The organism is Streptomyces sp. NPDC104814, from assembly GCF_055583185.1.
Genome location: NZ_JBVJOL010000009.1, coordinates 251,208 through 270,193, shown reverse-complemented (window position 1 = coordinate 270,193; position 18,986 = coordinate 251,208). Strand labels below are relative to the sequence as shown.

The following is an 18,986-nucleotide window of genomic DNA, read 5'->3' as shown; positions in this document are numbered from 1 at the left end:
TGACGCGTCGTTCGATGCGTGGACGGCGGCAGCCGTGTCGTCAGCGGTCTGCGGCGGTCGTCGCGTCGCGGTCGGCCGCGGCGGTCGCGGACTCGGCCGCGGCTTGAGGGTCACCCGGCTCAGGGAAGAGGGCCGGGACCTGCCCTCTCCGTGTCCGCGATCGGCGCGAGAGCCTGCGGCTCGTCGGCGGCACTGCGCACCGCGAACCCGCTCAGCCTGAGACCGCGCTCCAGGGACCGCCGGATCGCCGCGTCGTCATCGACGACCAGCACCGTCCCTCGATCCGCCGCCGCGTCCGCCATACGCCGCCCTCCGCCTCACCGCTCAGATTACGTCCCCTCGGGAGCAGCCGGTTCAGGGGCACTGGGGCGGTCCGCGGCCGTCCACTGGGTCAGCGCCTGTACTACGTGGCCGACCCGGCTCCGAGTCGGCAGCACCCCACCGCAAGGAGGCTCGGCGCTCGGGCAGACCGGCAGCTGGTGGCCGGCTCGTCCGCCGACCGGGCGGGCGAGCTGGTGGCCGGCTCGTCCGCTGGCCGGGCGGGCGCAGGGTGAGGGACAGCGCGCTCTCGTCCGGCAGATAGGACGACAGGCGCGGTTCACCACGGGCAACCGTTGTCACACGGTGGGCGTCGCGGGTGCCGCGTCTTCTCCCGCGCGCTCGGCGGGGTCGTGGACGAAGGCGTGCGCGGCCGCCAACTCGGCACGGCCCGCAGCCTCGACCGCCTCCAGGAAGTCGTAGGCGTCGGCGCCGATCGGTACGCGCAGTGGTGCCGTGGGCGACGCCACCAGACGCAGGACGTGGTGGGCGAAGACCTCGGGCCGGCTCAGCCCGGGGTTGCCGGGCATGCCCCGCAGGCCTGCCTCGACGTCTCCCGTGCTCTGCGCGTAGGCCTGGATGCGGCCGGCGGCCTCGGCCAGCGAGGTGCCGTAGTGGGTGGCGAAACCGCCGGGTTCGACCGCGTGCACCCGGATGCCGAAGGGCGCGACTTCCGCCGCCAGAGCCTGACTCATTCCCTCCAGTGCGTACTTGCCCGTCACATAGGCGGACAGGCCCGGCAGCCCCATCCGTCCGGCGATCGAGGAGACGTTGACGACGTGCCCGAATCCCTGACGGCGCATCAGGGGAAGCACCAGGCGGGTGAGTCGCCACGGCGCCACGGTCAACACTTCGAGCTGCGCTCGTAGTTCGTCGTCGGACACCTCTTCGACCGCACCGAACAGCCCTGACCCGGCGTTGTTCACCAGAACATCGACGCCGCCGAAGCGATCGACCGCGTGAGCGACCGCCGCTTCGCACTGCTCGGCGTCGCGCACGTCCAGAGCCACCGTCGACACCCGGTCCGGGTACCGGTCAGCCAGGTCATTCATGGTGGCGGGCCTGCGGGCGGTGGCGACCACCAGTTCGCCGGCCTGGGCGGCGGCGCCTGCCAGCGCCCGCCCGAGTCCTGAAGAGCACCCCGTCACCAGCCATCGCCGCGTCATGCGTCCCCCGTCGCCGTGTCCGTGGCCGCGGCCGTAAGCCGCGCAGGGCGATGGTGGCAGCTTCGTGCTCCGGCCAGGAGGGGCGCGCGGAAGCACAAGCGGCGCGCATCCAACCTCATCGGAGGGTCCCGCGTGCCTTGACATACGCGCCGCCCAGGCGCAGGCGCAGGAACGGGTGATGCCGCCGGATCCGTCGGCGTCGATGATTTCCGGCGCGTGCGGGAGTCTGTCTTTCGACAGCAATCTTCTGGAAGGCGGCCTCATGACGACCCTGCACGACCTGCTCGAAGCCCACGTCCGTGCCGGTACGCTGCCGGGCGCGGTCGGCCTGGTGGCCCGGGGCGACCAGGTCGAGGTGGTGGCCGTCGGCGCGCAGGACGTGGGCGCTCAAGGCGTCGGCGGCGGCGCCCCTATGGCGAGGGACTCCATCTTCCGGGTCGCCTCGATCACGAAGTCCGTCACCGCCGCCGCACTGCTGATCCTCGTGGAGGAGGGAAGGATCGCACTGGACGACCCGGTCGGGATGTGGCTGCCGGAGCTGGGGAAGCCGGTGGTCGTCCGCACACCGGCGAGCCCGGTGGACGACGTGGTGCCGGCCGACCGGACCATCACCGTATTCGACGTGCTGGCCTCCCAGGCCGGGTACGGATTCCCGTCCGACTTCACCCTGCCGGCGGTGCAGGAGTTGTTCACGGTGCAAAAGGACGGCCGGGTGCCGAGCAACTTCCCGCCGGCCGACGAGTGGATGGCGGCGCTCGGCCGCATCCCGCTGCTGTACCAACCGGGTGCCGCGTGGTTGTACGACACCTGCTCCGTCCTGCAGGGGGTACTGATTTCGCGGGTCACCGGACAGCCGCTGCCGGAGTTCCTGGCGGAGCGGATCTTCGGGCCGCTGGGCATGGTGGACACGGGTTTCGAGGTGCCGGCCGCCAAGCGGGCCCGGTTCACCAGCTTCTACAGGCCAGGTGACGACGGCAGCCTGGAGCTCGCCGACGGCCCGGACGGCGAGTGGAGCAGCCTGCCCGCGCTACCGCTCGGCAACGGCGGGCTGGCCTCGACCGCCGACGACTGGCTGGCCTTCTGCCGGATGCTGCTGGCCGGCGGGGTGGCGGCCGACGGCCGCCGGGTGCTGTCGGCCGACTCCGTGCGCATGATGACCACCGACCACACGACTCCGGCGCAGCGCGACATCGGGCGGCTGTTCCTGGAGGGCCAGGGCTGGGGCTTCGGCGGCTCGGTCGACATCGACCGGATCAACCCGTGGAACGTGCCCGGCCGTTACGGCTGGGTCGGCGGCACGGGCACAGCGGCGCACGTCATCCCGGCCACGGGTACGGTCACCATCCTGCTGACTCAGGTGGCAGCGATGGGTCCCGTGCCCGCACCCGTGATCAGGGACTTCTGGCGGTACGCGGCGGACGCCTGAGCCCTGGAGGCGAACGCCGGTGGTGGCAGCTCATCACGCCGAAGACAGGGGCCGGGCCCGTTTCGATCTGGACCAGCGACCGCACGGGGCCCCGTCACGGCAGGGGCAGAGATTCTCGCGGCACTATGCGCTGGGGTCGCGGAGGCCGACTGCGTCGTGCAGCCAGAACGGCTCTGCGTAGACCAGTGTCCCTGTCATCCATGGCTCGTACGCCGGGAGCCTGAGAGCCTGGAATGCGCCGTCCGGAATACGCAGGGACGGCTTTCGGAAGCCCTGGCCGCCACCGGGCGCAAAGCCGAAGCGGGAGTAGTAGCCCGGGTCGCCCTCCAGGAAGACGAGGGGGACGGCCCGCTCCGCGAGGATCTTCAGCCCGTTTCGGACCAGGGCCGAGCCGATACCGCGCTGGTGATGCTCGGGCAGGACGGCCAACGGGCTGAGCACCTGCACCTCAACCAGTCGCCGAGGGGCATCGAGAAGACTGCGGGTGAACATGATGTGCCCGGCGATCCGCCCGTCGAGCTCAGCGACCAGTGAAAGACCGTCCGCGGACGTGATCGTGCCCCGCAGGGTGTCGACCAGGTCGGCCACGACAAGGCCGTGGTCGCCGAACGCCCGCAGGTGGATGTCCCGTACAGACTCTTTGTCGCTGGGAAGTTCTTCGCGAAGATCCATCACCGGAGGGTAAGGACCCGGCCCGGTCGCTCGCACATGATTTTGAGGCCGCCTGCGGACGCGCGGTGACAGTGGGCCTGCGGCCGTCCCCACGGCGCACAGCATCGACATGCGCCGTGGTCAACGCCGTGAAGGAACAGCACACGGTCCGCTCAACGTGCGGATCGGCGGTTACTCGCCGGGGGCGAGTGTGGCGGCCAGGACGGCGGCCGCGTCGCGGATCAGACCGTTGTCGACGGGCGCGTCTTTGGCGTCCTTCGTGGACAGCACGGTGAGCAGCAGGGGCGTGTGCCGCGTCGTCCAGGCGATGCCGATGTCGTTGGCGGTGGCGTAGCTGCCGGTACCGGTCTTGTCTGCGAGGACCCAGTTTCGCGGGAGCCCGGCGCCGAACCGCTCGGAGCTGGTGGTGTTGCCCTTCAGCCAGGTGACGAGCTGCTCGCGGTCGGGGCGGGACAGGGCCCGCCCGAGGGTCAGCCGTTCGAAGCTTGTGCCGAGGGCGTGTGGCGTGCTGGTGTCCTGCGGGTCGCCGGGGACGGCGGTGTTCAGGTCGGTCTCCCAGCGGTCCAGCCGGCTCACCCGGTCTCCGAGTGAGCGGAAGAACCGGGTGAGGCCCTGGGGGCCGCCGATCTGACGCAGCAGCAGGTTGCCCGCGGTGTTGTCGCTGTACTGGATGGCGGCGGCGCACGCTTCGCCCACCGTCATTCCTGTGGCCAGGTGGTCCTCGGAGTGCTGCGAGTTGTCAAGGATGTCCGTGGGCGGGAAGTGGATCACCCTGTCCAGGGGAGCGCAGTCGCTGTGGTCGCGCAGCACGGCCGCCGCGGCGAACGCCTTGAACGTCGAGCACATCGCGAACCGCTCCCCTGCGCGGTAGGCCACGGTCCGGCCGGTGCGCACGTTGCGGGCGAAGACGCCGAGCCGCGCGCCGTAATGCTGTTCAAGGCGGCCGAACTCCACGCTGAAGTCGGCAGGTTCGGCGTCTGCGGCTGCCAAGGCCGGGGCCGCCGAGTGCGGGGCAGCGGCCGCCGAGGCCGGGGCCGCGGCCGCGGCGGGGGCCACGCCGGCCGCGGTGAGAGCGAGCCCGGCCTTGAACAGGCGGCGCCGCGGCATCGGATCGGTGCTGGTCATGTGCGTAGTTCTCCCAGGTCGTCGGTGGTCGGGCGTCGGCTTGGTGGATCTTCGACGGGGACAGCGAAACAGCCGGGCTCCACTCATGTCCAAGAGTGAAATTTGAAGGGCTCATACCTAATTGATATGACTGCTGGATGGATCTGCTCGCGCATCTCGAGGCGTACGTCGCCACCGTCGACGAAGCGAGCTTCTCGCGGGCGGCCGACCGGCTCGGCATCGCCCAGCCGCTCCTGAGCCGGCGCATCAAGACGCTGGAGACGCACTTCGGCGGTCTGCTGTTCGACCGCTCCCGGCGACAGGTCACGACGACGGAACTGGGCATGCTGCTGCTCCCCTACGCGCAAGACGTCCTGGACCGGGCCCAGCGACTCGACCAGGCCGCCCGCTCGGCCCAGCGGTCCCAAGCTCGGGCCGTGGGAGTGCCCCTCGACTGTGCGCCGGCGCAGCTGGCCCGGGTCATCCGTGCCGGAACGGAACACGGCACCACCCTCGGTGTGCGCGAACTGACGCCCGCAGAGCGGGATGCCCGGCTGGCGGACGGCACGCTCGCCTACGCTGTGCTGCGCGTTCCACCGGAGCAGGCGGCGCACCGGGTGCCGCTCGGTCTGGCCACCGCGCCGCCCCTTGATGCACACCCGCCGGCGGACGCCCGCCAGGGGCGCCCGGTCCATCTCGAGGACCTGCGGCCGCGCCGCGTCGCCGCTACCGGCGCCCGGACCGTTGCACTGCCGATCCTGACCCTGACGGAGGACGACGTGCCCTACGCACGCGACAGGCTGGCGCGCGCGGCGGCCCGCTGCGGGCTGCCCGAGCAATCGGTACGGCCGGCCGGGCCGGCGGCCACCGCGCTCGCCGAGACACTTGCGGGCCGGGCGGTGTTGCTGAGCGGCGAGTCGTTCGCGCGGCGGCACGGGGCCGACTGGGCGCCGCTGGCTGACGCCTCACTGCACCGCGGGTACGAGGTGCGGGCAAGCGCGCGCCGGCGAAGCGGTGACGTACCGCAGTGGCTGTCCACGGTCCTGGCGGCGGCGGTCGGTGCCGGCACCGCCGCACGCGCCGACAGGCGGCCCGAGCCGGTGAACACCACGACCCGGCTGGCGGCACACGGATGACCGAGGACACGACGCACCGGCCGGGACGGATCTGCGGCGACGGCCATCTGCTGGACGTCGCCGAGGCGATCGTGGAGGACTGGAGTGCGCTCGGCGTCCGCGGTTCGTTCCTCGCCCGCGACATCAACACCGGCGAGCAGCTCGGCTTCGGCATCGAGGAGCCCGTCCCCCTCGCGTCCGTGGTGAAGGTGCCGCTCGCCCTCGTCGTGCTGGACCTGATCGCGAACGGCGGCCTCGATCCGGCCCTGCCGGTGACCATCGACCCGGCCACCAGCAGTGTCGGCCCCACCGGCATCGCGGCGTTCCGGCATCCGGCCACGGTCGCCGTCGGCGATCTGCTCCTGCTCATGCTCTCGGTGAGCGACAACGCCGCGGCCGATGCGCTGTTCGACCTGGTGCCGGTGACCGACGTGGATGCCCGGTTGCGCGCCTGGGGCTGCGCCGGCATCCATGTACGGCACCGGATGAACCACATGTACGAGTGCGCCGCAGGCGCCGCCGGCAACGACTTCTCCCTCGCCCTGGAACTGGCTGTCCGCGACGACCGGGCGCAGCGCCACACCATCGAGACGCTCGACCCCGCGCACGCCAACCTCGGCACCGCCTCGGCGCTGGTTGACCTGCTGCAGAGGGTGTGGCGCGACGAGGTGGCCCATCCACGGGCCACGGCCGAGCTGCGGCGGCTGATGGCCCATCAGGTCTTCACCCAGCGACTGGCGAGCGAACTGCGCGCCGACAGTCTGCGGCTGAGCGGGAAAACGGGCACGTTCTTGCACCTGCGGCATGAGATCGGCGTGATCGAGGCGGACTCCGGAACGCGGGTGGCCATGGCCGCGCTCACCCGGGCGGACCGGCGGGCGGCGCAGGCGCCGGACATCGACCTGGCGATCGGGATCGCCGCGCGGGAGGCCTTCGAGGCTCTGCGCGCGTGAGGCGAGAGACGAGTGCAACGGGCGTGGAAACGCCGGACGTGACCAAGGGCGGAACCCGAGCAGGCAGGCGGTGTCATCCCAGGGACAGGCTCGGGGCTGCGGTGAGCGCACGCAGGTCAGACGGGTTGGGCGCCCAGCGGCAGGCTGCCGAGGGCGCACGCCGGTCAGACGAGTCGGGCCTGCACCGTGGCTGGGTCAGAGGGTTGCGGACGAGTACGCAGACGCACGGTCAGTGCGCTCGCACAGCCGGCGAGGGTGCCGAAGACGAGCGCCGCAGAGACACCTGATCCTGCGGAGACGTAGTAGAGCAGTGGGCCGGCGGTGCTGCCCTGGTAGGAGAGCAGCGAGGTCCAGATGTCGCTCACCTCGACACCGAGGGTGGTGGCGGCGGCTGCGCCGAGCGCGCAGGCGGGGTAGGTCACGCGGTCGAGGACGACGGGCAGCAACCGCAGCCCCCACCAGACCAGGGCGAGCAGTGCCACATCGCCGAGCCTGTACAGCAGCCAGCGTCCCAGGCCGGAGCTGGTGGGCATGGTCCAGGCGCCGAGCTGGACCCACTGCCGCAGCAGGTCACCGGGCTCGGACAGCAATCCTCCGCCTGCGAACGCGGTCTGGACACGCCCGGCGACGCGGTCGTTGGAGAACACGACGAGGGCGAAGGCGATCACGCCGGTACCCGCCGTCGCGGCGAGCCGCGCGGTCGCTGTGGTCGGCACCGGGGGGCGTGGCTGCGACGTGGCTTCACGCCGCAGCAGGGTCATGAGACCCGTGCTCGCCGCCGCGGCCACCAAGGCGGCGGCCACCGGGAGTTCGCGGCCCTGAGCCATGATGCCCGCGAGGTGGGGCAGCAGCCGGAACGACGCCGATCCGCCCGAGGCGGCCATCCAGGGGGCGGAGACGGTGACCGCGAGCACGGCCGCGACGACGCCCCATCCCCACAGTGCCGCCACGCAGACCACCGCGCGCCGGACGCCGCGGCCCGCGAGCCGGCGCAAGAGAGGCAGCGCACCGCAGGCGAAGAACACAACGAGCGCGGCGTACCGTACCCACATGGCGGTCTGCCACAGCGCCGCGTAGTCCGTGCCGTGACCGACCGCGCCGGCCGGATCGGCGAACTGGTCCGAGGACGGCAGGTCGGTCGACCACGGCATCGTCCACGCCAGCAGGCGGCTTACCTCGTCGGGGCCGAAAAATCGCGTAGCGCCGGGCAAGCCGAGCGCGTGAGCACTCGAGCCCGCCCACCACAGCAGCCCAGCCAGCAACAGCGCCCCGAACAACGCCGGTCCCAGCGCACGCCGATACGTCACTATTTCCCCCTTGTGCCCGCTCTCGCGGGTGCCGTCCCCCCGCCGGTCAACGGAGCATGACAACGGCGACAGATGTATCAGACGCCGAAGGAGGCGGTCACCTCGGCCCGCGGAATCGGAGGCACGGCTGGACCCCCGCGTGCGTGGACGGCTCCCGTGTGCTGGACTACGCGTCCGGCGAAAGATCACGCCGGTCGGCTGTCGTCGCCCCACAGTGGTGAGCATGCTGAACCGAGTAGCCGTCCTGTCCGACATCCACGGAGTACTGCCGGCCCTGCAGGCAGTACTCGCCGAACCAGACGTCAGCACCGCCGATCACATCGTGCTCACCGGCGACATCACCGCCGGCCCGCAACCGACCCAGGTTCTCGACCTGCTGACCAGCCTCGGTGACCGCGTGATCTGGATCAGCGGCAACGCCGATCGCGAACTCCTCGAATACCGCCGGGGGCAACGTGAAACGATCCCCGATCCGATCGCCCCCTGGGCGGCCGAACAGCTCCGCGAGGACCACCTCGACCTGCTCGGCTCGCTGCCACGATCACTCTCCCTGTCCGTGAACGGCCTGGGCAGGGTGCTGTTCTGCCATGCCACCCCCCGCGACGACGAGGAGGTCGTCCTGGTCGACTCCCGCCTCGACCGCTGGGAGGAAGTCTTCGACGGACTCGATGCCGACATCCGCACCGTGGTCTGCGGCCACACCCACATGCCGTTCGTCCGCCTCGCCCACGGCCGACTCGTGATCAACCCCGGCAGTGTCGGCATGCCCTACGGGCGAACCGGAGCACACTGGGCCCTCCTGGGCCCGGGCGTCGAACTGCGCACCACGCACTTCGACCTCCAAGCCGCAGCCACCCGGCTCAGGCAGGACTCGTCCTACCCCGACATCACCGAATGGGCGGACTACTTCCTGCACGCTCGCGCGACCGACGCCGACGCCCTCACCGCCTTCGCCCCACGGGACGGGCGCAACCACAACCCCTGACACCCGCTCCCTACGTGAGACAAATCAGAAGGTGTGACGACCTCAGCCGAACGGACGATCGTGCTCGGCAGCTTCTCTCCCCGTTCCGGTGTCAGGCCGGGATGCCCGGGCCCCAGTACGGGCCGTCGTGCTCACGGACCCTGCCGTCGTCGTCGAGGACCACGAAGCGGTCGAAGGTGCGGGCGAACCAGCGGTCGTGGGTGACCGCGAGGACCGTGCCCTCGAAACGTTCGAGGGCGGCTTCCAGCGCTTCCGCGCTGTGCAGGTCCAGGTTGTCGGTGGGCTCGTCCAGCAGGAGCAGGGTGGCGCCCTGCAGTTCGAGCAACAGGATCTGGAAACGGGCCTGCTGGCCGCCGGAGAGCGACTCGAAGGTCTGGTCGGCCTGGGCCTGGAGTTCATAGCGCCGCAGCGCGGACACCGCCGCTCCGCGCTCGCGACCGTCCCGGTCCCCGTCACCGCGGCCGAGGATCTCGACCAGCGTGCGTCCCACCAGGTCGGGCCGCTGCTGGGTCTGTGCGAACCAGCCGGGCCTGACCCGTCCGCCGAGGCGGGCGGTGCCCGTGTGGGCGACCGGTTCGCCGTGCCGGTCCGGGTCGTGGAGGTCCTGGTCGCTGCCGCCTGCCGCGAGCAGCCGTAGCAGATGGGACTTGCCGGTGCCGTTGGCGCCCAGCACGGCGACGCGCTCGCCGAAGTACACCTCGAGGTCGAACGGCGCGGTCAGGCCCCGCAGTTCGAGGTTCTCGCAGCGGACCGCGCGGACCGCGGTGCGGTCGCCGCGCAGCCGCATGCGGACGTTCTGCTCGACGGGGCGCTCCGGCGGCGGGCCGGCTTCCTCGAACCGAGCCAGCCGGGTCAGCGTCGCCCGGTACTTGCCCGCCATCGACGCGGAGGCCTTCGCCTGCTGCTGGAGCGTGCGGACCAGGTCCTTGAGCCGCTGATGCTCCTCGGACCAGCGGCGGTGCAGCTCGTCGAGGCGTTCCAGGCGTGCCGTGCGGGCCTTGTGGTAGTCGCGGAAGCCGCCGCCGTGCACCCAGACGCCGCCGGCCTCCAGGGTGAGGACCCGGGTGGCGGTCGCGGCGAGCAGCTCGCGGTCGTGGCTGACGTAGAGCACGGTTTTCGGGGAGGCCGCCATGGTCTCCTCCAGTTGGCGCTTGCCGGGGACGTCGAGGTAGTTGTCGGGCTCGTCCAGGAGCAGCACCTGGGCGCTGCCGCGGAACAGGGCCTCAAGGGCGAGCCGCTTCTGCTCGCCGCCGGACAGGGTGTGCAGCTCACGGAACCGGGCCCGGTCGAAAGGCAGGTGGAGCGCGGCCTGGGTGACCAGATCCCATTCGACCTCGGCGTCGTAACCGCCGGCGTCGCCCCACGTGGAAAGCGCTTCGGCGTATCGGAGCTGGACGGCCTCGCTGTCCGACTCCATCATGGCGAGTTCCGCTCTCTCCATGGCCGAAAACGCACGTTGCAATTCCGGACGGGCCAGGGAGACCAGGAATTCGTGCACCGTGGTCGAATCCCGTACCGAACCGATGAACTGGGGCATCACTCCCAGCCCGCCGACCACGCGTACAGTTCCGGATTCCGGCTGCAATTCACCCGTGACCAGCCGCAACAACGTTGTTTTACCCATTCCGTTGGCACCGATCAGGGCTACCTTGTCACCGTCCCCGACGCGGAAGGATGCATCATGAAAAAGCATCCGCCCGTCGGCCAACCAGTATTCAAGGCCGGAAACCTCCAGAAACCCCATCGATCTCCCACTCTCGCCAGCCGGTTTGCCGCATACGAATCCGATCAATCTCTCACGGCGGTCTTGAGCGAGAGAAATTGGCATGACACCGTCGCAGCCCACCGCCCGTTCGGGGAACCTCTCGTCCGGGTCGGCGACCCATGGGTGGCCGGTCGCGGGCAAACCCCGCGTCCCCGGCCGCCCGTCCACTCGATGAGAGGGGAACCACCATGGAGTCCAACGCTCAGCGTCCGGAGACCGAGGAGACCGCCGAACTGCGTCAGCAGGACACGGCGGGCACGCCGGAGCTCGAGACCGACGGTCTCGTCTTCAAGCGCGAGCTGCTGAACGAGTTCCTCGGCAACCGCGTTCGCAGCTGATCAACCGTCGCCGGGCTCAGGGCCGTACGAAGGTCCCGGGGCCCGGCGGCCCAGCCGAACCGTCCGGCGCACCGCCGGCAGCCGAACGAGGAAAGGGACGTCGTGGCCGAAGTGGGCACCCACCGCGCCAGGACCGCCGGACGCGACACCGTCCTCGTCGTGGACCTCGACGCCTGGCCGCTCAGTCTGGACCCGTTCCACGTCGTCGACTTCAACCAGGCGCTGGTCCTGGACGCCCTGGTCGACCCGCTCATCCGCGACCGCGCCGAAGGCCAAGGCCCCGGCACCGAGCCGTCCGCTCTCACCGCGCTCACCCCGATCGACGGGGACCGCGTCTGGCGGCTGCGGCCCGCGCCCGGACAGGTCTGGGACGACGGCAGCCCCGTGCGGGCGCAGGAGATCGCCGCCGGCGTCCACCGGGCCTGGGGGCCGACCTGCCTGCCGCTGCCCGCGGCTCACGACCCCGAAGGAACCGGCTCCCCGGTGACCACCCGGGTCGTCCGGGACCCGGCCGACGGTGCTCCCGTCGTCGAAGTGCGCTCCAGGCTGCCCCTGCCCTACCTGCCGCAGCTCCTCGCCTTCCCCGGCGCGGCACCCGTCCGGGAGACACCGGACGGCGGCTGGACGGCGAGCGGCCCCTTCCGGCCGGTGCGGGCCGACCGCGCCCGGGGGCGGATCGAGCTGCGCCGCAAGCCGTCCCGCCGCACCGGGCCCGGCACGCCCGAACGACTCGCCTTCCAGGTGCACGCCGACCGTGCCGACGCCTTCGCGGCCCTGTCCGACGGACGGCTCGACCTCTCGGTCAACACCGGCCTGCCACCCGGTGTCTTCGCCGAGGCCGCCGCCCGTCCCGGCGCGACCGTCCGGCCCCTGTCCCTGGCCTGCCAGCTCTGGGTGCGCCCCGGCCTCGACAGCCCGCTCGCCGGTCCGGCCGGACGCCGCGCCTTCGCCGCCGGGTTCGACCGGCGGGCGGCGAGCACCCTGCTGCGGCAAGCCGTCCTCCCGCTTGGGCGCTACACGGACCTGTGGGAACCGCGGGGCACGGAAGCGGCAGCCGACGCACCGCCCCCCGGGCCGCCGTCTCCCGGTCGCCTCCCGCCTCCGGGCCGGCGGGCCGAACTCAGCCTCAGCTACGCCGACTTCCCGCCGAACGGCGAGGCGGCCGCCCTCATCGCGACGGACCTGCGCGAGCGGTTCGGCCATCCCGTACGGCTGCGACCGCTGTCGTACGAACGCTTCGCGCGGGCCGCCGCCACACTCGACTACGAGCTGCTGTACGGCATCAACCCGGCCCCCCTGGCCCATGTGTCGGGCTTCCTCACCGGCTTCCACAGCACCGCCGGGCAGGCCCGCACCTTCGGCTTCGCCGAGCCCGCCGTGGACGCGGCACTCGACCGGGCGCTGCGCGCGGCCGGCCGGGAGCAGTCGGCGCGGGCCTGGCAGGAGGCGGAGGCGGTGGTGCTCGACCACGCGCCGGTGGTGCCGCTGTTCCAGGTCAACAGCGTCACCCTGACCGCGCCCGGGCGCCCCGCACCCGCCGTGGCCGCCACCGGCATCACCCGGCTCGACGACCTGACCCGAACCGCCGTGCCCGACCGCGACCACTGAAGGGCCGAACCGCATGACGCACAGCCCGGCCACCACCGCGCCCGGCGCCGACACCTCCGGCGCGAGCGCCGCCCGCACCGTCCCGGTGACGTCCGACCCGTCCGCCTCGTCCTCCGCCCGGGCGCCCTTCTGCCCGGCCGACCGCTCCCCCGCCGAACTCACGGCGCTCGCCGAGCTGCTGCGCGCCGTCCCCGCCCGCCCCGTCCATCTCGACGGGTTCCTTCCCGACGACCAGGCGCGGGCTCTCGCAGAGACGGTGCGGGCCATGCCGACGTGGGAGACCTCGGCCGTCCTGTGGAACCCGGACCGGCTCGCCACCCGGGCGGCGACACCGCAGGAGTGGCAGGCCGCGGCCCCCGAGGAGCGGGCAGCCGTCCGTGACGTGGCCCGGGACATCCCGGCGCTGTTCGACGAAGGCTCGCCCTACCCGCCCGAGCACCGTGCCCGGCTCTCGGACTTCTTCGTCTTCGCCGGCATGGGCCCGGCCCTGCGCGACCGGCTGGACCGGTGGACCGACCCGGGGCGGCCGCTGACCACCAACGTCGAGTTCGCGCGCTACCGGCGCGGCGACACGCTCGGCGAACACTCCGACGCCGAGTCGGGCACCTTGTTCGTCCTCAATCTGTACCTTGACCCCGCCTACCGGGAGGGCGACGGCGGTGTCCTCGGCTTCCGGGACGAGGAGGGCCGTGAGCATCTGATGCCGCCCCGTTTCAACAGCCTGTCCCTGATGCCGATCCGGCCCGGCTGCGTGCACTGGGTCACCCCTTGGCAGGCCGACCGCGTCGGTCGCCACACGGTCAGCATCGCCGCCGTTCCCGCGTCCCCCGGTGAGGTGAAGTGACATGACGTCCGGCAACGTCAGCGGCCCCTTGGAGCCCGTGGAGGCCCGCGGCGACGGCTGCGTCGTCCTCGCCCTCCCCCCGCTGGTCGAGTCCAGTTTCGGCCGCTACTTCCCGTCGACGGCCGTCCTCGCCGGCTTCCTGCACAGCCGCAAGGTCCGCACCCACCAGTGGGACCTCAACGAGGAGTTCGCCCTGCACCTGCTCGACCCCGGCCACCTGGCGCAGGCGGGCGCGGGCCGGCTCGTCGGCCTGGACGGCTGCCACCCCGAGGAGATGAGCGCCGTAGCGGGCCGCTGGCTCGCCCGCCATCGCGACGTCCTTTTCGACGAGGACGGCCGGCACACCTTCGCCGCCGAGTCCGGCCCGGCGTTCCTGCTGGCGGCACTGGCGCAGCCGTACCTGATCGACCCGGAGGCCGAGTGGCTGACCGACGCGGCACTGCTGCGTTCGGAGCGGACGCTGGTCTACCGCGCGTACTACGCCTCCCTCGGCCTGGCTTCCCGGCTGCCCGCGGACGCCCGGATCCTGGGGATCTCCGTCCCCATGGGTCCGCAGCTCGTGCCCGCGCTGCTGCTCGCCGAGGCCGTCAAGCGCGTCCGGCCCGACGTGCGGACCGTGCTCGGCGGTCCGACGCTGTCCTTGATGAACGAGCACGACCTGGCCCGTCTGCTGGACGTCCACCACGAGGTCGACGCGGTCGTGCGCTTCGACGGCGAGGCGCCGCTGCTCGCCCTGTACCAGCAGGCCGCCGCGGGCGCATGGCGGCCGACCGAGGTCGGCGGGGTGTCCGCCGTCGCCGACGGCACGGTCGTCCACGCGCCGCCCGTGCCCGGGCTGCACCCCAACGCGCTGCCGCCCGCCGCGTACGACCCCGCGCTGATGGCCCGGCTGGTCGGTCACGAGATGGGCATCGTGCAGGCGCGCGGCTGCTACTGGGGCAAGTGCGACTACTGCGACTTCGTCGAGCTGTACGACGGGTCCCCGCCGTACCGGGGACGTTCCGTGCAGAGCTTCATGGCCGAGCTGGAGCACCAGGTGAGCACACACGGGGTGCGCCGTTTCGAGCTGATCACCGAGTCGATCCCGCCCGCGTTCGCCCGCCGCTTCTCCCAGGCGGTCCTCGATCGCGGCCTGGACATCACGTGGAACTCCTTCGCCATGGTGGACCGGCGTTTCGACGCCGAGCTGCTCCAGCTGATGGTCCGGGCCGGCTGCGAGTACCTGGTCATCGGCATGGAGACGACGAACACCCGGGTGCTGAAGCTGGTGCACAAGTCCGCGGACCGCGAGGAGAATCTCCGTTTCATCCGAGAGGCCCACCAGGCCGGCATGAAGTTGCGGATCAACCTGATCCCCGATCTGCCCTCCACCACGCTGGAGGAGGCCATGGAGTCCCTGCGGGACGTGGCCGGACTCGCCGACTGTGTGGAGTCGTTCACCGTCTTCCCCTTCGAGGCGACCCGCTCCTCCGAGGTGGGCCGCCACCCCGAGCGGTTCGGCCTGGTCGTGGGGGACGGCGGGAGCGGGCTCGCCAACCAGGCGCAGTACGCGCTCAACCACCTCGGCAACATCGACCCGGCCATGACCCGGGAGGAACGCGCCGGAGTCCACCGCGCCTTCCAGGACTTCGCGATCGGTCACGGCTCGGCGCACATGCGTCGCACCGGCGACGAGTTCCTCAGCCGAACGCCCGGCGAGGAAGAGGCGTTCCGGCTGGCGGTCGCGTCGCTGGATGTCCTCCCCCGCGGTGAGGAGTTGGTCGTCACACACGTCCTGCGCCGCGAGCGCACCGTCCTGCCCGCCGCCGTGGCCCGAGGCCTCGCCCCGTGGCTGGACGGGACACCGCTGACCCGCCGCGACCTGTCGGACGTCTACGGCCCGGCCGGCGGCGCCGCGGTCCTGCGGCAGCTCGTCGAGGCCCGGATGCTGACCGCCGTCACGACCGCCGGGCGTCCGGAGCCGGCCCTGGCCTGACCCCAGCGGCCCCGCCCGGCCCTGCGTTCGCCGCCGGGCCGCGCACCGACCCCCGTCCCGTTCGCCCCCTTCGTGAGGAGAACCATGTCCAGCACCACGACACGGCCGTCGTCGCCGGTTCCGCCGGCCCTGACCGGCGCCGCTCCCTACGTCGCGCCGCAGTACCTGACCGGGTCCACGGTCGAGATGCTGCGCGACTGGTACCACGGCGAACCGGTCCGCCCGCTGCAATTGCGCGACTTCCTGCGCCCCGAGTTCGCCACGGACCTGGCCGCCGCGATGCGCGCCATCCCCACGTGGTCGCGGCACGCCGCCAAGTACGAGGGGCGCCTGGGCAAGACCGAGTACTGGGACGAGGCCGTCGACGAACAGGACGAGGTCACCATCGCCCAGTTCGTCGTCAAGGACATCCACGCCCTGCTCGACGAGGGCGCCATGGACGCCGCGCATCAGCGCACCCTCCAGGAGTTCTTCCTCTTCTCCGTGCTCTCCGACGCCCTGCGCGACTGGATCTCCTCCGGCACGGGCCTCGTCCTGCGCAAGCACACCACCATGGAGCTGGCCGCGTACCGCCGCTCCGACGCCCTGGGCGCCCACCAGGACCTGGTGCCCGGCCGGGTCCTCGCGGTCAACTTCTACCTCGACGAGGAGTACACCCCGCAGGCCGGCGGACGGCTCGCCTTCCGCAACGGCGAGGACACGGAGTTCTTCGTCGAACCCCTCTTCAACAGCGTCTCGCTGATGCCCATCCGGGAGGACTGCTGGCACTGGGTCGAGCCGTTCACCCGGGACACCGTCGGCCGCTACACCATCGCCATGGGCCAGCACCTGGAGGGGAGCTGAACACCGTACGCCTGCTGCCCGCCGTCGCCGTCCACGAGAGCGCGGACGAGACGCTGCTGACCCTCGGCCCCCGGCTGCTGCGCATCGGCGGGGCCCGGCCGGGCCTGGCCGACGCGCTGAGGCGGCTGCGGGAAGGCACCACGCAGGAGGCACTGGGGGCCTTGTGGCGCCCGGGCGCGGCGACCGCGCTCCTGGCCGAACTCACCGAGCTGGGCTGGGTCACGGCCGAACCGGAGGCAGCTGCACGAGACTTCGCCGGTGCGTCGTACGAACGGCAGGTCGACTATCTCGGCCTGTTCACCCCGGACACCGGCACGGCGCAGCAGCGGCTGATCGCCGCACGGATCGGGGTGATCGGCCTCGGCGGCATCGGCGGCATCGTCGCCCAGCATCTCGCGGCGGCCGGCGTCGGCCGGTTCTGGCTCGTCGACGACGACCGGGTGGCCGTGCACAACCTCAACCGGCAGTTCACGTACACCCGTTCCGATGTGGGGCGGCCCAAGACCGAGGCGCTGGCCGACCACCTGGGGGCGCTGCGGGCCGGTGCCGTGAGCGTAGGCGTGCGCAGGCGGATCACGACGGCCGCTGACCTCACCGCGTCCCTGCCCCACGACCTGGACCTGGTGGTGGTGGCGGCCGACACGCCGCCCGGGCTGCCCGCCGTGGTCGCGGACTGGGCAGCCCGCACCGGCACCCCGACAGCCATCGGCGCGGTCGGCGTCGGCGTCGGCCTGTGGGGCCCGGTCCTGGACCCGGCCCGACGCGGCTGCTGGGCCTGTTTCGAGCGCGCCCGCCGCGCCCGGCTCACCGACCGCGAACGCCACGTCGAGGACCACTCCACCGAACCCGCCCCCTTCTCCTTCGGTCCCGCCAATACAGTGGTCGCGGCCATGCTCGCGCACGACATCGTCGAGTACCTGTGCAGCGGAACGTGCCCGACTCTGGGACGGCGGGCGGCTTTTGACTTCACCCGGCAGCAGATCACCCACAGCGAAGAGAGCACGTGCACGTGTCCGACGACCTCATGACCGATCGACAGCAGGTACCGGAGCAGCAGACGGACGGGCCGCCGCAGCCGGGGAAACCGGGCCGGGGCAAGCGCCCGGGGAAGCCGAAGAAGGCTCCGTTCCGCGGGACCGGCTTCCTGCGGCTGTGGACCGGCGAGACCCTGTCCCTCGCCGGCACAGAGATCACTTTCATGGCGATCGGCATCACCGCCGTGACCACTCTCGCGGCCACCCCCTGGCAGATGGGCGTCCTGGAGGCCGCCGAATCCGCCGCGGTCCTGCTGCTCGGGCTGTCGGCGGGCGTCTGGGCGGACCGGTACGAGCGGCGCGCCCTCATGCTGGTGTCCAACGTGGCCCGGGGGCTGCTGCTGTTCGCGATCCCGCTGCTGTTCTGGCTCGACGCGCTCACCATGCCGGTGCTGTACGGGGTCGTGTTCCTCGTCGGCGCCTTCACCCTGCTGTTCGACAGCGCCATGTCGGCGTACCTGCCCCGGCTGCTGCCGCGCGGGCAACTGGAGCGCGCCAACTCGTGGATGGAGGCCAGCACCTCCGTCGGCACCGTCGCCGGGCCGGGGCTCGCCGGACTGCTCATCCAGGTCATGAGCGCACCCGTCGCCCTGGTCGTGGACTGCGTCTCCTACCTGGTCAGCTGCTTCACGCTGGCCGGCCTGCCCAAGGCCCCGCCGTCCGCCGACCCCACCGAGCAGGATGAGGACGAGGCGACGACGGACGGCGGCGCCGGTGCGGGCGCCGGCGGCACTCCCGGCGAGGAAAAGGCCGAGAGCGAGGGTGGCGGAGCGCGGAAGGAGCGGGAGTCGCACCGCAAGGCCGTACTCAAGGGGCTCCGGGTGCTGCGGCACGACCGTATCCAGCGTCCCATGATCCTCGCCGCCACCCACTTCAACATCTTCCACGCGATGTTCTTCGCGGTGCACACCCTCTTCGTGCTGCGCGTCCTCGGCTTCAGCCCGGGCCTGCTCGGCGCCACCAGCATGGCGGGCGGCCTCGCGGGTCTGCTCGGCGCGTCCTGCACCCCCTTCCTGACACGGCTGCTCGGCCAGGGCCGGGCCCTGGCGGCGGCCTACGCGGCCCCCGGCCTCTCGGCGGTACTGGTTCCGCTCGCCCAGGAGTGGGACAACCGCCCGCTGGCCATCACCCTGGTGTCGGCGTCCACGTTCACCTGGACGTTCGCGGTCGTGGTCAACCTGGTCATCAGCGAGACCGTGAAGCAGAGCCTGGTCCCCGACCACCTGCTCGGCCGGGTCACCGCCACCACCCGCTTCGTCAGCTGGGGCTGCCAGCCGGTGGGCGCGCTGCTCGGCGGCTGGTTCGGCGGGCGCTTCGGGCTGGCCGAGGTCATGTACGTCTCGGCGGCCGGTCTGCTCACATCGGCTCTGTGGCCTCTGCTCAGCCCGGTCCGCGCCCTCCGGGGCTCCGCCGGCGAGGAGGACGGCGGGGAGGAGGCGGACTCCTCGCCGGGCGCGGCGCCGAGCGTCGGCGATGTCCCCCTGCCCAAGCCCGCGCCGCCCACCGAACCTCCCACCGAGCCGTAGGAGCACC

At 72.1% G+C, this 18,986-nt stretch carries 17 protein-coding genes; 11 read left to right on the top strand and 6 right to left on the bottom strand.

The features are described from left to right. Positions 1–119: 119 nt before the first annotated feature. Both ACZ64A_RS27750 and ACZ64A_RS27745 read right to left on the bottom strand, forming a co-directional pair. Complete coding sequence (locus ACZ64A_RS27750; protein ID WP_469814118.1) at positions 120–302, bottom strand: hypothetical protein; 183 nt, start codon at positions 300–302, stop codon at positions 120–122. A 315-nt stretch (positions 303–617) separates the two neighbouring features. Beyond that, a complete protein-coding gene (locus ACZ64A_RS27745; protein ID WP_469814116.1) occupies positions 618–1,484 on the bottom strand; it encodes an SDR family oxidoreductase in 867 nt (288 codons plus the stop codon). A 262-nt stretch (positions 1,485–1,746) separates the two neighbouring features. On the opposite strand from ACZ64A_RS27745, the gene ACZ64A_RS27740 reads away from it, so the two are divergent. After that, on the top strand, positions 1,747–2,910 hold the full coding sequence (locus ACZ64A_RS27740; protein ID WP_469814114.1) for a serine hydrolase domain-containing protein: 1,164 nt from the start codon (positions 1,747–1,749) through the stop codon (positions 2,908–2,910). A gap of 123 nt (positions 2,911–3,033) precedes the next feature. On the opposite strand, the gene ACZ64A_RS27735 is transcribed toward ACZ64A_RS27740, so the two are convergent. Both ACZ64A_RS27735 and bla read right to left on the bottom strand, forming a co-directional pair. Next, entirely contained in the window at positions 3,034–3,582 is a 549-nt protein-coding gene (locus tag ACZ64A_RS27735) for a GNAT family N-acetyltransferase (RefSeq protein WP_469814112.1), read from the bottom strand. Positions 3,583–3,753: 171 nt separating this feature from the next. Continuing rightward, the gene (gene bla, locus ACZ64A_RS27730) at positions 3,754–4,707 is read right to left on the bottom strand and encodes a class A beta-lactamase (protein WP_469814110.1); all 954 of its coding nucleotides are present in this window, start codon (positions 4,705–4,707) and stop codon (positions 3,754–3,756) included. 137 nt (positions 4,708–4,844) lie between these two features. Between bla and ACZ64A_RS27725 the strand changes: the two genes are divergently transcribed. Together ACZ64A_RS27725 and ACZ64A_RS27720 are read left to right on the top strand one after the other, a co-directional pair. Next, the gene (locus tag ACZ64A_RS27725) at positions 4,845–5,822 is read left to right on the top strand and encodes a LysR family transcriptional regulator (RefSeq protein ID WP_469814108.1); all 978 of its coding nucleotides are present in this window, start codon (positions 4,845–4,847) and stop codon (positions 5,820–5,822) included. Continuing rightward, positions 5,819–6,754, top strand: a complete 936-nt coding sequence (locus ACZ64A_RS27720) for a serine hydrolase (protein WP_469814107.1) — start codon at positions 5,819–5,821, stop codon at positions 6,752–6,754. The genes ACZ64A_RS27725 and ACZ64A_RS27720 overlap by 4 nt, the downstream gene beginning before the upstream one ends. A gap of 164 nt (positions 6,755–6,918) precedes the next feature. Here the strand turns inward: ACZ64A_RS27720 and ACZ64A_RS27715 are convergent, their stop codons facing one another. Then, positions 6,919–8,061 carry a hypothetical protein gene (locus ACZ64A_RS27715; RefSeq protein ID WP_469814105.1) on the bottom strand — a complete coding sequence of 381 codons (1,143 nt, stop codon included), beginning with the start codon at positions 8,059–8,061 and terminating at the stop codon, positions 6,919–6,921. Positions 8,062–8,284: 223 nt separating this feature from the next. Here ACZ64A_RS27715 and ACZ64A_RS27710 point away from each other — a divergent pair, with 223 nt between their 5' ends. Beyond that, positions 8,285–9,046, top strand: a complete 762-nt coding sequence (locus ACZ64A_RS27710; RefSeq protein WP_469814104.1) for a metallophosphoesterase family protein — start codon at positions 8,285–8,287, stop codon at positions 9,044–9,046. Between the two features lie 91 nt (positions 9,047–9,137). On the opposite strand, the gene ACZ64A_RS27705 is transcribed toward ACZ64A_RS27710, so the two are convergent. Next, on the bottom strand, positions 9,138–10,790 hold the full coding sequence (locus ACZ64A_RS27705; protein WP_469814103.1) for an ABC-F family ATP-binding cassette domain-containing protein: 1,653 nt from the start codon (positions 10,788–10,790) through the stop codon (positions 9,138–9,140). 209 nt (positions 10,791–10,999) lie between these two features. Here ACZ64A_RS27705 and ACZ64A_RS27700 point away from each other — a divergent pair, with 209 nt between their 5' ends. The 7 genes from ACZ64A_RS27700 (at position 11,000) to ACZ64A_RS27670 (ending at position 18,979) form a co-directional block, all read left to right on the top strand. Continuing rightward, on the top strand, positions 11,000–11,149 hold the full coding sequence (locus tag ACZ64A_RS27700) for a hypothetical protein (protein ID WP_352023053.1): 150 nt from the start codon (positions 11,000–11,002) through the stop codon (positions 11,147–11,149). Positions 11,150–11,251: 102 nt separating this feature from the next. Next, positions 11,252–12,757 (top strand): ABC transporter substrate-binding protein, encoded by a 1,506-nt coding sequence (locus tag ACZ64A_RS27695; protein WP_469814101.1) that lies wholly within the window; start codon positions 11,252–11,254, stop codon positions 12,755–12,757. 13 nt (positions 12,758–12,770) lie between these two features. Next, entirely contained in the window at positions 12,771–13,601 is an 831-nt protein-coding gene (locus tag ACZ64A_RS27690) for a hypothetical protein (RefSeq protein ID WP_469814099.1), read from the top strand. Position 13,602: 1 nt separating this feature from the next. Beyond that, positions 13,603–15,576, top strand: coding sequence for a B12-binding domain-containing radical SAM protein (locus tag ACZ64A_RS27685; protein WP_469814097.1), 1,974 nt, complete (start codon positions 13,603–13,605; stop codon positions 15,574–15,576). Positions 15,577–15,660: 84 nt separating this feature from the next. Beyond that, the gene (locus ACZ64A_RS27680) at positions 15,661–16,419 is read left to right on the top strand and encodes a 2OG-Fe(II) oxygenase (RefSeq protein WP_469814095.1); all 759 of its coding nucleotides are present in this window, start codon (positions 15,661–15,663) and stop codon (positions 16,417–16,419) included. Positions 16,420–16,580: 161 nt separating this feature from the next. After that, complete coding sequence (locus ACZ64A_RS27675; RefSeq protein ID WP_469814093.1) at positions 16,581–17,447, top strand: HesA/MoeB/ThiF family protein; 867 nt, start codon at positions 16,581–16,583, stop codon at positions 17,445–17,447. After that, positions 17,444–18,979 (top strand): MFS transporter, encoded by a 1,536-nt coding sequence (locus tag ACZ64A_RS27670; protein WP_469814091.1) that lies wholly within the window; start codon positions 17,444–17,446, stop codon positions 18,977–18,979. The genes ACZ64A_RS27675 and ACZ64A_RS27670 overlap by 4 nt, the downstream gene beginning before the upstream one ends. The last annotated feature ends 7 nt before the right edge of the window (positions 18,980–18,986 follow it).